Source organism: Pseudalkalibacillus sp. NRS-1564 (assembly GCF_050467905.1).
GTDB classification, from domain to species: domain Bacteria; phylum Bacillota; class Bacilli; order Bacillales; family Guptibacillaceae; genus Guptibacillus; species Guptibacillus hwajinpoensis_B.
Map to the genome: position 1 here is coordinate 146204 of NZ_JBITPM010000012.1, position 12823 is coordinate 159026.

Here is a 12823-nt window from a genome sequence, read left to right on the forward strand (position 1 = left end):
TTAAACTGTCTGTTTCGTTTTAACAAATCGTTCAATTCGATTTATAGCTTCAAGAATCACATCAAGTGATGTTGCATATGAAAGCCTAACATTATCAGGTGAACCAAAGCCGGATCCAGGCACAAGCGCTACTTTCTCTTCTTCAAGAAGGCCTTTTACAAACGCATCAACAGAATCAAAACCTGTCTTCTCTGCCGCTTCTTTAGCATTAGGGAAAAGATAGAATGCTCCTTGTGGCTTCACACATGTAAATCCAGGTATCGCATTTAATTGTTCATAAACGGTGTTTAATCTACCTTCAAATGCTTCTTTCATTTCACTAACAGGCTCCTGTGACCCTTCATATGCTGCTAGAGCTGCATATTGGGAAATGGAAGTTGGATTTGAAGTGGAATGGCTTGCAAGGTTTGTCATTGCTTTAATGATCTCTTTTCTCCCTGCAGCATAACCAATTCTCCAACCTGTCATGGAATGGGATTTGGATACACCATTAATAATAATCGTTTGATCCTTCAATTCAGGTGAAAGCTGTGCGATAGAAGTATGTTCTGCTCCAGCATACACAAGCTTTTCATAAATCTCATCAGAAACAATGAGAATGTCATGCTCTAAACAGAATGCACCTATTCGCTTAAGCTCTTCAGGGGTATAGATCGATCCTGTTGGATTAGAAGGAGAATTAATGATCACAGCTTTTGTATTGGACGTTACTGCTGCTTCAAGTTGAGAAATTGTCACTTTAAATGACTGTTCTTCTTTACCTTCTACATAAACGGGCTTGCCACCAGCAAGCTTAACTTGTTCAGGATAACTAACCCAGTAAGGTGTAGGAATAATAACCTCATCACCTTCATCTAGTATTACCTGGAACAATGTGTAGAGAGCATGCTTCGCTCCAGTACATACAATAATTTCATCAGCTTTGTACGTTATATTCTGATCTTCTTGGAATTTAGCGATAATGCTTTCTTTTAGAGGAAGAATGCCTCCAGAAGGAGTATATTTTGTTAACCCTTCATCCATTGCTTTCTTCGCTGCTTCAAGAATGTGAGATGGTGTATTAAAATCTGGTTCACCTGCACCTAATGCGATAACGTCATGTCCTTCAGCCTTCAATGCTTTTGCTTTTGCAGTTATTTCAAGCGTAGCAGACGGTGTAAGAGCTGCTACACGTTTAGATAAATTCATTTCTCTTCCTCCCTTAATCACATTAACTTTGTTTTATTGAACGAGATCGCCAATATTCACCATTACTAAAATAATAATATGCAAATGTATAGCGGTTGTCGGTATCAATGAATGTGGCTTCCCATACAAGCACTTGCTTCTCTTCTTGATTGATTTCAATACCTGGTTTAATATTAATGACTTCTTGTGGAGAAAATTCTTCAGAAAGCTTCTTTTTGATGGCTTCTAACGTAACGCCGTCTTCTATTTTCTTTGTGGCAAGCGCCCCATCCTTTCGTGGCACGAAAACATAAACCTGATCTCCATCTGCATCGCTACCTTTTAAGACAACATATGCACTATTTGTACCATGATATTGAACCGCTTCATCAACTTTTTCTATCACCGATTCCGATTCAGCTCTCTCAATCGCTTTTTCTTCTAGCCGATCAGGTTGATCGGTTACGGAAGAATAAAATGAAATGCCTTGCCAGATCAAAACTGCTAAAATCACGCCTGCAATTATTCCTATTACTCGCATTCGCTCACCCTATTATGTACGATAGATTGTAAAAATCATCTGGTCCTGGTCTTCTTCATCAAGTGCAAGTCCAAACATTAAATCTTTTTCTTTTAAGGTGCGATTTAACGAATCAACAATTTTGTAAATATCGAGGGATTTACTAACCTTCACAGTCGACAATACTTCAATGTTGCTTTCCATTGCTGTCATCTCCCTATAGTATGTGTTTTAAGCTACCAATCCTTTTATAGAGACGTTTTCTCACTCAGGGATAAATTTACTACTTATAGATGCAAAAAGGTGTGACAAACTATAAGTACCGTCAAAGACGGTGCACTATATCTGCTCCACTTCCAACAGTGCCTGCGCCTTGCGCAGGCTATTTTAGTGGGACGGTTTCATGCGATTCATTGATCCCTCTTGGAGATATGAGACACTTTTTCTATAAGAAAATAGGACGGCTTCTTTTCTATTCCTATTTTTAAATAAGTTACGGGATTTTGCAACAAATACTATGACGAATTTTCATCTAACTTCTTTAGTAGGAAGTGTGATAACGTCATAACGATCATGTTGCATCCTTAGGGTTACGCTTCCGATTCGGTATGGGTAATAGACATCAGTCCAGCTTTCACTTAACCGTTCAAGGACTGATTCACTTACATCAATGTTATTGTGACGAAAAATCACGGCCATTTGTGGATCGATGGCGTTCAATAATTCGGTTGAAGTTCCATTACCTGATCCGAAATTCGCAACTTTCAATACCTCTACTGCTCTCCCGGAAGACGCGATCTCTTCCTCTAGTTCGAGATTCGTTTCTCCCATCAGTAGTAAATCCTGACTTCCTAAGGATAGCACAAATGTTACAGAACCCGCCTTAGATATGTTTATAATTTCGACATCCACGCCATCCATCAGTGTAAGCTTTTGATTTATCTTTAAGTTAGTCTTTTGTAGATGAGTTGGTATCTTCGTAAGAAATGCCTTTTCTGCTTGATCAGATAAAAATACTTCGTCTATATCAAAATATTTGAGCAATGCAGTGAAGTTTCCTGTATAAGCTTCCTCAGCATTCGTAAGCCAAACTTTTCTCAGCTCCTTCACCTGGTACATCTGTAGTCGATTCATTAGCTCTTTTTCGGAAAGGCTACTCCCTGTATTAATCAGAATTGCCTCTCCATCTGATCCTTGTATCAAAACCGCTTCTCCAATTGATAGATCAAGAAAAGTTACGGCTACTTCGTGGTGCTTAAGGTGTAAGTCAACAGATTGGATAGCTGCGTCAGCACCCGGGCAAGCCAAACTAAAAAAAAGGAAGCTCGCACTAAGTAAAAGTAATTTCTTCATCACAAAACCCTCCTGTAGAATTAGTTTGTGATGAAGTGGAGCTTTATAACCAGAGATCTAATTCATTTACTAATTCTTCCGTTGTCCCTTTCATAAGAGGAACGTCAGGGAGTGACTTTACAAATGAACGACCGTATCTTGTAGAAATGATTCTGCGGTCAAATACAAACACAGCTCCTCGATCTCGCTGTGATCGAACAAGCCGACCAAAACCTTGTTTGAATCGAATGATTGCTTCAGGTAGAGAAAGTTCCATAAATGGATTTCCACCTGACTGCTTCAATTGCTCTGATCTAGCCTGAAAAACGGGATTATCTGGTGGTGAAAATGGAAGACGAACAATGATAAGGCAGCTTAAGTCTTCGCCTGGTATATCTACGCCCTCCCAGAAGCTGCTTGTACCAAACAGAATCGCTTCTTCACTTTCCTTGAAATTCTTCGTAAGCCTTACTCTACTTCCACTATCTACGCCCTGACTGATCAAAGTTAACTCATCATGAACAATGAGCTCCTTCATACGGTGGTGAGCTTTTTTGAGCATATCATAAGATGTAAAGAGAACGAGCATTCTCCCTCGAGTGACGCGGGCAATTCGAAGAATCGCTTCTGTGATATGGTCTACAAACTGATTGTCCGATACATCTTTAATCATTGGTAAATCAGTCGGAATCATTAGCCTTGCCTGTTCACTATAATCAAATGGAGAATGATATTGGTGAATAAGTGGCCCAAACTCCTCTAATCCAAGTCTGTTAATAATGAAATCAAACGAATTTCTGACAGTTAGCGTTGCAGAGGTAAGCAAAATACTCTTTTTCTTTCCAAAATAGTCGCTTGATAGTAATGAACCTACCTCAACAGGTCTACTAAACAAAAAGGCTGAATTTAATGAGCCCTTCGGATCAATCTCCACCCACTTCACATCATTTTCGCTTTCGTTTAGTAAGAGGTAATCTACTTTTGAAAGTTCCTCCAAAACAGAAGCATGAATTCCTTTAAAATCAGCTGAAGTGTTCAATTGCTCTCTTGTGAGTTCATCTTCTTTTAAATCAAGTTCTTTTTCTACCTTCTTTAAACCTTTATCCAAATCTTTCAAGTAGAACACTAATCGATGAGCTGCTTCTTGAATAGCTTCCCATGTAGGACCGTTTTCATCAGAAATACGATAGCTTAATCGACCAATTTCATTCGAACGATGAGTGTTTTTCTGAACGTAACGATGAAGCATGCGAAAAAGCTCATCTACATCTCCAAGAATCGTCTTCACATAAGCATCAATTTCCCTTTTGGTTTCATCTATTTCGATTTCAAGGTTTTTGAGGATACTAATTACCTTTCCGTAAATGCCATCACCATCTTTTAATCCCATCCGAACAAACCCTTGTAGGATAGAAAAGTAATCCGTTTTAATACCGAAGAATTCTGTAGCAATATCTTCTAGATGATGGGCTTCATCAATTACTGCCTGTTGATAAGCGGGTAATAATTGATGGTCGTTAATTAAATCACTAAATAATAAAGCGTGATTTGTGATGATTAAATCAGCATTCATCGCAAAGCGCTTTCTTCGATGGTAAAAATCACGGGAGAACCACGGAGAACGGTGGTTTGCAGATACAGCGGCATCGCTTTTCACCTGTTGCCAAAAAAGCTTGCCTCCACTAGAGAGATTTAATTCCTCCACATCCCCATAATCTGTTTCTAGCAACCATACGAGAATTTGAGCTTTCGTTAAAATCGTATCATAATTATCTTCTTCTACATGATGAAGCTGCTGTTCAAATCGCGTTAAATCCAAATAATGACTTCTGCCTTTAATAATCGTGGCTCTAAAAGGGAACGGCAAAATATCACGAAGAAACGGTAGGTCTCTTTGTAATAGCTGTTCTTGTAGTTGGATTGTATGCGTACTGACAACAACAGGCTTACCTGTATTTTTGGCATGAACAACCCCAGGTAATAAATACCCTAAAGATTTTCCTATACCCGTCCCAGCTTCAATCAAAATGTGCTGATTTGTTTCAAAAGCTTCTGAAACCTGCTTCATCATGTCACTTTGACCTTCTCGCACTTCAAAACCGGGGATAATCTTAGACATTTTTTCCTCAAATTCATTTTGGGCATCATGGAACGCGATACGCTTCTGAAGTGACTCAACTTCGTCTACTTGCTCTTGTAATTTAATCGCTATATCCCGAAACACTTCAAAATTCCCTTCAGGCTCAATCCGTTTCTGCTTATCTTGAATAAGCTCATGAAGGACTACTTCTATATCACTATAAAGCCGAGTTGAAAGCTCCTCGAGCTGCGTTAACGTTACGAGCGGTAAATCACCCATCTTATCAAATAGATAAAGCAAAAGCTCCGCTGTTACCTCCGCATCACTATCTGCTTGATGCGGATTATCATGCTGGATTTCTAAAAACTCTGCTAGTGAAGATAATTTATAGGCCTCTGCTGTAGGCAAGAGGATTCGTGCAAGTTCTACTGTATCGAGCGTTGGTCCAGTAAAAGCCTCATATCCACTTGAATCAAGCTGTGCATTCATGAAATTAAGATCAAATCGAACATTGTGCGCAACAAAATAAGCACCGTCAAGACGTTTAAGAAGTTCAGGTGCGACTTCTTCAAATAGTGGCGCATCTTTAAGATCTTCATCCGTTATCCCTGTCAGCTGCTGAATAAATAACGGTAGTGGTTTTTCAGGATTAACAAACGAAGCATATCGGTCAACGATCGTGTCATCCTCTACAACAGCAAGTCCAATTTGAATAATGCGATCCCCGTTTTTGGGGGAATTACCAGTTGTTTCAAAATCTATAATTGTATATCGATTCATACGTTTTCACCTCAGTTGCTTAAACCGTTCAAGCGGTCACCTTACTAACTTTATCATTTTTTCTATGGAACGGAAAATAATTTCTTATAACATGAGATAAGAATCCACGAAAATGCGATAGATTCGATTGTGAGGATATGATTTGAAAGGAGTAAAACTAGGATGGCCCTTCAAAAAAAAGCCCTGGACCAAAGTCCAGAGCGTAGGTATTTATAATATAGTCGCCTCAGGCTCTACCCCAATCATATCGATGATCGTATTGTGATCGTCCATAATCGCAACACGAGGCGTAAAGTTTCTGGCTTCTTCTTCACTCATCATCCCATAAGCGACAATGATGACGACATCGCCCTCTTGAACATGACGAGCTGCAGCACCATTCAAACAAACTACACCTGACCCTCTTGCCCCAGGAATAATATACGTTTCCAACCTTGCACCATTATTATTATTAACGATTTGAACTTTCTCATTCGGTAGCATACCAACCGCTTCGATAATATCTTCATCTATTGTGATGCTTCCTACATAGTTCAAATTTGCTTCTGTCACACGTGCTCGATGAATTTTCCCCTTCATCATTGTTAGAAACATGTTCTACACTCCTATCGCTATTTCGCTTTTTAGCGCTACAATATTATCAATTAGCCTTGCAGCAGAGAATTGAACGGCAACCGCTATGATAACGTCTTCTGTTATCACATGTACCTTCTCTAATGCAGGGTAGGCTAACACTTCTACATAATCAATACTTCCAGAAGTTTCGCTTAAGTAAGTTGAAACGATGTCTTTAATTCGTTCCGGATTTATTTCGCCATCACTAAGTGCTTTTGAAGCAGCACTTAAACTTCGTGAAAGTTGAATGGCTTCTTTCCGCTCGGTTGGTGTTAAATACACATTCCTTGAACTTTTGGCAAGCCCATCCTTCTCTCTAATGATAGGACAAGGGACAATCTCAACAGGTACATTAAAGTCATCGACTAGCCCTTTTATCACAGCTACTTGTTGAGCATCCTTCATACCAAAATAAGCTCGATCAGGTAGTGTAATTTGCAACAATTTCAAAACGACTGTAGCTACGCCATCAAAATGACCAGGTCTAGATTCACCACATAATGTATTAACACGTTCTTGAACGGTTAGCTTTGTCGTACGCTCCTTCGGATACATTTCCGTTACATCAGGGTAGAATAAAACATCTACTCCTGCCTGACTTGCTAGTTCTTCATCTCGCTTTAGGTCTCGGGGATAGCGATCAAAGTCTTCATTCGGACCGAATTGAAGTGGATTCACAAACACACTCATGATAACGCAATCATTTTGCTTCACAGCTTCTCCCACAAGGCTCATATGCCCTTCATGAAGATAACCCATGGTTGGTACAAAACCAATCTTCTGTCCTGATCTCATCGCTTGTTTTGAGAATGATTGCATTTCGTTAATAGTCTTTATAATCTTCATAGCCTTGTTCCCCCATACATTCCTGAAAGCTGCTCCTCTTTCATATTAAATGAATGTTTTTGTTCGGGAAAATGACTTCCTTTTACATCAGAAACGTATTGTTCAACAGCTTTATGAATTAAGTTAGACACGTTAACATATTGCTTGACGAACTTAGGTACATGACCAGAACCATATCCGATCAAATCATGATAAACGAGTACCTGGCCATCAGCTTTGACCCCTGCTCCAATCCCTATTACTGGAATAGAAAGCTCGCTAGATACAATTTCAGTCAGCTGTTGCGGCACACATTCAAGTACTAGGGCAAATGCTCCAGCTTCTTCAACAGCTTTCGCTTCTTTTACTAATAATCCGGCACTTTCTGACTCTTTTGCCTGTACTTTATATCCCCCGAGAACACCTACTGATTGCGGAGTTAATCCTAAATGCCCCATCACTGGCACTCCAGCTGAAGTTAACTTTTGAATATGATGGATAACTTCTCCACCACCTTCAAGTTTAACAGCGTGAGCTCCTGCTTCTTGAAGTAATCGACCAGCATGAGAAAGCGTTTCAGAAACGCTGCTATGATAAGTGAGAAACGGTAAATCTGTAACGATAAAAGTATTTGGGGCGCCTCGCTTAACCGCTTTTGTATGAAGGACCATATCATCCATCGTTACTGGAATAGTTGAGTCATAGCCGAGCGCCACCATTCCAAGTGAATCACCGACTAATAACAAATCAATATGAGCTTCTTCTACTAACTTAGCTGAGGGATAATCATATGCCGTAAGCATAGCAATTGGTTCTTGATTTGCTTTCATTTTTCTAAAATCACTCGTTGTTTTCATATCTTTTCCTCCTTTATTCAGAGGAATACCGCACAAAAAAACTCCTGAAATGGAATTGCAGCAGACAGGGGTATCCCATCAGTCTATGACAACATAGACTAGCTGCAACGCTCCATCTTCAGGAGGTTACTGTATCGGTCTCATCCCTCTGTCCCAGTCCATATGGATCAAGGCAGATTATTTTTTTGAAGTTACGATTGGTGCGGCTCCATCCGGATACCACCCTTACATCTGTTAGTATAGCAGAAATCATCAGCTATAGTTAACAAATTTCGATATCTGCTGAATAAATGTAATGCATCTTACCACTTTCATCTTCCAAAAGGAGTACCCCTTCTTCTGTTATTCCTTTCGCAAGACCTTCAATCACACCATTCAGAGTTCTCGCCTTAATTCTTCGACCAAGACTGACGGCATAACTTTCCCAAAGTAGCTTGATCATTCTAAAACCGTTATTTAAGTACTCTTCATAGAGCGTTTCAAGTTCATTTAAGATAGCAGCTAATAACACTGAGCGCTTTATTTCTTTTCCTAATTCAATCCTAAGGGAGGTAGCTGTCGTTAAATCTTCTGGAAAATCTTCTTTTGTGGCATTGACGTTAATACCCATTCCAATAATAATTGATTTAATTTGATCAGCTTCTGCTTGAAGTTCCGTTAGGATTCCAACTACTTTTTTTCCATCTATGAGAATATCATTTGGCCATTTAATTTCTGCTTCAAGCCCTGTTTGTTTACGGATGGCATGGACAACACTAACAGCTGCGATAAGAGTGAATTGAGGGGCCCTTTGAGGCGGTAATTTTGGACGAAGTATAATGCTTGTCCAAATACCACTCCCAGGTGGAGAATGCCACGAACGTCCAAGTCTTCCTTTTCCCGCTGTTTGCTCATCAGCAACAATGATCGTACCGTCTGCTGTCCCTTTATGCGCATAGTCATGCGCAATAAACTGGGTCGATTCGACAGTAGGATAGGTGTAAATGGTTTTGCCAAGAAAATCTGTTGTTAACTTTAAGCTGATTTCTTCTTTACTTAACATATCTGGTCTAGAAACAATTCGATAACCTTTTTTCTGAACAGCCTCAACCTCATATCCGTTTTTACGAAGTTCAGATACATGTTTCCAAATGGCTGTTCTAGATACATTAAGCGTTTCGCTGATCATTTGACCAGAAACATATGATTCTGCATGTTCTTCAAGCATTTGCAGCAGGCGCTGCCTTATTGAGTCTGCCACTGTTCAAGCCACCTTTTAATGCTGAATTTCTCATTCTTTATCTCTTCTGTTATTACAGCATGCTCAATTTGTTTAAGAGCTTCTCCAACCCATGGCCCGGGCTTTGTACCCTTCCATTTAATCAATTCTTCTCCAGTCACAACGAGCATTTCGGCTGATGTTATCACTAGTTCTGAAGCGATTCGATCCACTTCTAAAAGATTTGGTGTGCGCTTTTCAAAAACGGATAAAAGCCGTTCGCATGACCTTACTTCGGGTATAGCTTCGTATATGCGCCACCTGCTCCAGCCCTCTCTTTTAACAAGATCGACATTCCTTAATAGAAATTCGACCTTTTTAACGATCCGATTTGGTAAGCGCCATTCTTTAAGAAATCGAACGGGATCATCTGTAGTCCGCGCAAGAAAAGCCCATCTCTCTTCTTCCGAAGCCAGATAGTGCAGGTACCTCGTCTCTTCAAGCCATTTCTCTAAGTTTTGGAGTCCTGGTAAAATTTGATGCAAACGTGCTTGAACAAGCTGATTGATGGCTGAATGAACAGCCTTTCCGTACAACAATTTGCTTATCTCAATTTGAATTCTTTCAATCGCCACACGCTTAAGGAGAGGCGCGTTCAGTATTAACGCTTCTTCCGTTTCTTTATCCAACGAAAAGTCCAGGACACTTTGAAACCGAAGCGCTCTTACCATACGTAGAGCATCCTCTTGAAAACGCTCAGCGGGATCTCCTACAGTGCGTAAAAGGCGACGCTTCAAATCATCTAGACCATCGTATAAATCAATCACATCCCCCTTTATTGAAAGAGCCATGCTATTTATAGTAAAATCTCGCCGTCCTAGGTCATCTTCAATCGTTCCAAGAAATGATACTGCTGATGGATGTCTAAAATCCCGATAACCTTTTTCAGAGCGGAACGTTGTCACTTCAAAAGATAACTCCTTATAGATGACTGTCACGGTGCCATGATCAATCCCAGTAGGTACAACTTTATTGAATAGCCTCATTACTTCTTCCGGTTTAGCAGACGAAGCAATATCAAAATCAGCAACAGGTATACCTAGTAAAGCATCTCTCACAGCTCCTCCAACAATGTAGGCTTCAAATCCATCTTCAGTTAGGATGTGAAGCACTTCCATACATGTGTTGTAAGCCTCGCCTTTTAGGTCAATCAAGTCAATGCCCCTTGAAGTGTTTTATAATAAATGGCTTCATATTGTTCTAGAATCCGTTGTGAAGCAAATCTCGTTTCAACAGCTTTTACAGCTGCCGTACTCATTCTTTCATGCAGAGCGTCGTCCGATAGCAACTGCTTTGCGTAAGAAGAAATCATATCTATATCACCGACTTCTGCAATAAAACCGTTCACATCATGTTCGATCACTTCTGGGATTCCCCCAATGTTCGTACCAATGGCTGGAACTCCACAAGCCATCGCTTCAAGTGCAACAAGCCCAAAGCTTTCTTTCGAAGAAAGCAATAATTTCAAATCACAAATTGAAAGAATTTCAGCGACATTTTCTTGTTTACCAAGAAATTTCACTTTATCTTTCAAACCAAGTTGATTAACGAGTTTACAGGCAACTTGAACTTCAGGACCGTCTCCTATGAGTAGCAGCTTCGCTGGCATGTCATTTTGAATACGATGGAACACCTTAATGACATCCGGTACACGTTTCACTGCTCTAAAGTTTGAAATATGAACAATCACTTTCTCCTCTTCCGAAATACTGTATGTTTTCCTTAAATCGGCAGGCTCTTTTGGATAATAAATCCTTTCATCAACAAAGTTATACACTGTATCGATCTCTTTATCTGTTTCAAGGAGCCGATGCGTTTGTTCAACGAGATCATCTGACACAGCTGTAACTCGATCAGATTTTTCAATCCCAAATCGAATCAATTGTGTTAAGGAAGGATCATAGCCAAGCACGGTAATATCCGTACCATGGAGCGTTGTCACAATTTTTATGTCTCCTCCCACCATTTCTTTAGCAAGAAAAGCACAGACCGCATGCGGAACAGCATAATGTACATGAAGCAAATCAAGGTTTTCTCTTTGAATAACCTCTGCCATTTTACTTGCAAGGGTTAAATCATACGGAGGATAACGGAAAACCGCGTATTGATTTACTTCAACTTCATGAAAATAAATATTCGGGTGGAACGTATCCAAACGGAAAGGAACGCTACTCGTAATAAAATGGACTTCATGCCCTTTTTCAGCAAGCATTTTACCAAGCTCAGTTGCGATCACTCCAGAACCCCCGACAGTTGGATAACAGGTAATACCAATTTTAAGTGTCATTTGCTTTCTCCTAACGGAAATTCTTCCATACATAACAGATTCTTTGCGATAAACCCTTCCGCATAATCTACTCCAGATTCTTTGCCATATAAGTATTCACGATTGATTACTTTCTCAACGTAGCCATTCGTTAGTGGAGTTGAGACGCTTCCGTTACTTAGAACGAATTGACTTTCATAGGCTTCTAGAGACTGTTTCTTTGCTTCTATTTGATGTGAAATATTAATTGTAAACTGAGGGCGGTGAAATCCATTAATAAAATAATAATAGACCTGACTTACTTTATGAGCAGATCCTAATTCAGGATTGTATTTTCGGATTCCAGCTGAAAAAACCGCTTCTTCAACTAAACGAGCAGCATGCCCATGATCAGGATGGCGGTCTTCTGGATATGGAACAAAAATAGCCTTAGGTTTTGTGCGGCGTATTAATTTAACAAGGGAAGAAACTTTATCATCAGAGATCGTCAATCCACGGTCAGGAAACTTCATATTCACCCTCGTTTTAACAGATAAGATTTCTGCCGCATTCCTTGCTTCATGGTGCCGTATAAACACGGTCCCATTAGATGATAGGTCTGCCTCGGTTAAATCACAAATCCCCGTCTGTTTACCTTCGTCGGCAAGTTTCTTTAATGTTCCAGCCATTCCAATCTCAACGTCATCAGCATGAGCTCCGAACGCAAGTATATCAAGTGTTATTTCTTCCATGTACAATTTCTCTCCAATCCAATTCTCCCCTAGCAAGGGCATGTACAAGAATCTCTGCACTGCCCATATTTGTTGCTAGCGGGATATCGTATACATCACAAAGCCTAATAAGAGCAGTTATATCAGGCTCATGAGGCTGTGCTGTGAGGGGATCTCGAAAGAAAATCACTGCATCCATATCGTTTTCTGCAATCATAGCGCCAATCTGCTGATCTCCACCAAGAGGTCCTGATTGATACCGGTGCACGTCTAATCCCGTTTCATCAATAATTCGCTTACCAGTTGTACCAGTTGCAAAAAGTTCGTGTGGATCTAGAATCATTTTATACGCAAGAGTAAAACGAACAAGATCATCCTTTTTCTTATCGTGCGCGATTAAAGCGATTTTCATA

General features: G+C 40.0%; 13 protein-coding genes. All 13 read right to left on the minus strand.

What is annotated here, in order from left to right:
- The gene (locus ACIFPW_RS06755; protein ID WP_430243041.1) at nucleotides 1–1188 is read right to left on the minus strand and encodes a pyridoxal phosphate-dependent aminotransferase; all 1188 of its coding nucleotides are present in this window, start codon (nucleotides 1186–1188) and stop codon (nucleotides 1–3) included.
- 22 nt (nucleotides 1189–1210) lie between these two features.
- A complete protein-coding gene (locus ACIFPW_RS06760; protein WP_430243043.1) occupies nucleotides 1211–1708 on the minus strand; it encodes a DUF5590 domain-containing protein in 498 nt (165 codons plus the stop codon).
- 12 nt (nucleotides 1709–1720) lie between these two features.
- Nucleotides 1721–1891: a YpmA family protein gene (locus tag ACIFPW_RS06765; protein ID WP_098443938.1), complete on the minus strand. Its 171-nt coding sequence runs from the start codon at nucleotides 1889–1891 to the stop codon at nucleotides 1721–1723.
- A 324-nt stretch (nucleotides 1892–2215) separates the two neighbouring features.
- Complete coding sequence (locus tag ACIFPW_RS06770) at nucleotides 2216–3040, minus strand: ComEC/Rec2 family competence protein (RefSeq protein WP_226613685.1); 825 nt, start codon at nucleotides 3038–3040, stop codon at nucleotides 2216–2218.
- Between the two features lie 43 nt (nucleotides 3041–3083).
- Complete coding sequence (gene dinG / locus ACIFPW_RS06775) at nucleotides 3084–5879, minus strand: ATP-dependent DNA helicase DinG (RefSeq protein WP_430243044.1); 2796 nt, start codon at nucleotides 5877–5879, stop codon at nucleotides 3084–3086.
- A 210-nt stretch (nucleotides 5880–6089) separates the two neighbouring features.
- Nucleotides 6090–6473, minus strand: a complete 384-nt coding sequence (panD, locus tag ACIFPW_RS06780) for an aspartate 1-decarboxylase (RefSeq protein WP_430243045.1) — start codon at nucleotides 6471–6473, stop codon at nucleotides 6090–6092.
- 3 nt (nucleotides 6474–6476) lie between these two features.
- Entirely contained in the window at nucleotides 6477–7340 is an 864-nt protein-coding gene (gene panC, locus ACIFPW_RS06785) for a pantoate--beta-alanine ligase (RefSeq protein ID WP_430243047.1), read from the minus strand.
- Nucleotides 7337–8176: a 3-methyl-2-oxobutanoate hydroxymethyltransferase gene (gene panB, locus ACIFPW_RS06790; RefSeq protein ID WP_430243048.1), complete on the minus strand. Its 840-nt coding sequence runs from the start codon at nucleotides 8174–8176 to the stop codon at nucleotides 7337–7339. The genes panC and panB overlap by 4 nt, the downstream gene beginning before the upstream one ends.
- Nucleotides 8177–8438: 262 nt before the next feature.
- Nucleotides 8439–9416 (minus strand): biotin--[acetyl-CoA-carboxylase] ligase, encoded by a 978-nt coding sequence (locus tag ACIFPW_RS06795; RefSeq protein WP_283154068.1) that lies wholly within the window; start codon nucleotides 9414–9416, stop codon nucleotides 8439–8441.
- Nucleotides 9401–10588: a CCA tRNA nucleotidyltransferase gene (locus ACIFPW_RS06800; RefSeq protein ID WP_430243049.1), complete on the minus strand. Its 1188-nt coding sequence runs from the start codon at nucleotides 10586–10588 to the stop codon at nucleotides 9401–9403. The genes ACIFPW_RS06795 and ACIFPW_RS06800 overlap by 16 nt, the downstream gene beginning before the upstream one ends.
- Nucleotides 10585–11721: an N-acetyl-alpha-D-glucosaminyl L-malate synthase BshA gene (gene bshA, locus ACIFPW_RS06805; RefSeq protein WP_430243051.1), complete on the minus strand. Its 1137-nt coding sequence runs from the start codon at nucleotides 11719–11721 to the stop codon at nucleotides 10585–10587. The genes ACIFPW_RS06800 and bshA overlap by 4 nt, the downstream gene beginning before the upstream one ends.
- A complete protein-coding gene (gene bshB1, locus ACIFPW_RS06810; RefSeq protein ID WP_430243052.1) occupies nucleotides 11718–12431 on the minus strand; it encodes a bacillithiol biosynthesis deacetylase BshB1 in 714 nt (237 codons plus the stop codon). Before bshB1 ends, bshA begins: the two co-directional genes overlap by 4 nt.
- Nucleotides 12412–12822 carry a methylglyoxal synthase gene (gene mgsA, locus ACIFPW_RS06815; protein WP_194221901.1) on the minus strand — a complete coding sequence of 137 codons (411 nt, stop codon included), beginning with the start codon at nucleotides 12820–12822 and terminating at the stop codon, nucleotides 12412–12414. Before mgsA ends, bshB1 begins: the two co-directional genes overlap by 20 nt.
- Nucleotide 12823 lies beyond the last annotated feature (1 nt).

Excerpts from the sequence above, each read along its gene's own strand:
- panD (WP_430243045.1), bottom strand. The coding sequence starts at position 6,473 with ATGTTTCTAACAATGATGAAGGGGAAAATTCATCGAGCACGTGTGACA.
- ACIFPW_RS06760 (WP_430243043.1), bottom strand. The coding sequence starts at position 1,708 with ATGCGAGTAATAGGAATAATTGCAGGCGTGATTTTAGCAGTTTTGATC.
- panB (WP_430243048.1), bottom strand. The coding sequence starts at position 8,176 with ATGAAAACAACGAGTGATTTTAGAAAAATGAAAGCAAATCAAGAACCA.
- panC (WP_430243047.1), bottom strand. The coding sequence starts at position 7,340 with ATGAAGATTATAAAGACTATTAACGAAATGCAATCATTCTCAAAACAA.
- bshB1 (WP_430243052.1), bottom strand. The coding sequence starts at position 12,431 with ATGGAAGAAATAACACTTGATATACTTGCGTTCGGAGCTCATGCTGAT.
- ACIFPW_RS06770 (WP_226613685.1), bottom strand. The coding sequence starts at position 3,040 with ATGAAGAAATTACTTTTACTTAGTGCGAGCTTCCTTTTTTTTAGTTTG.
- ACIFPW_RS06765 (WP_098443938.1), bottom strand. The coding sequence starts at position 1,891 with ATGGAAAGCAACATTGAAGTATTGTCGACTGTGAAGGTTAGTAAATCC.
- bshA (WP_430243051.1), bottom strand. The coding sequence starts at position 11,721 with ATGACACTTAAAATTGGTATTACCTGTTATCCAACTGTCGGGGGTTCT.
- ACIFPW_RS06755 (WP_430243041.1), bottom strand. The coding sequence starts at position 1,188 with ATGAATTTATCTAAACGTGTAGCAGCTCTTACACCGTCTGCTACGCTT.
- mgsA (WP_194221901.1), bottom strand. The coding sequence starts at position 12,822 with ATGAAAATCGCTTTAATCGCGCACGATAAGAAAAAGGATGATCTTGTT.
- dinG (WP_430243044.1), bottom strand. The coding sequence starts at position 5,879 with ATGAATCGATATACAATTATAGATTTTGAAACAACTGGTAATTCCCCC.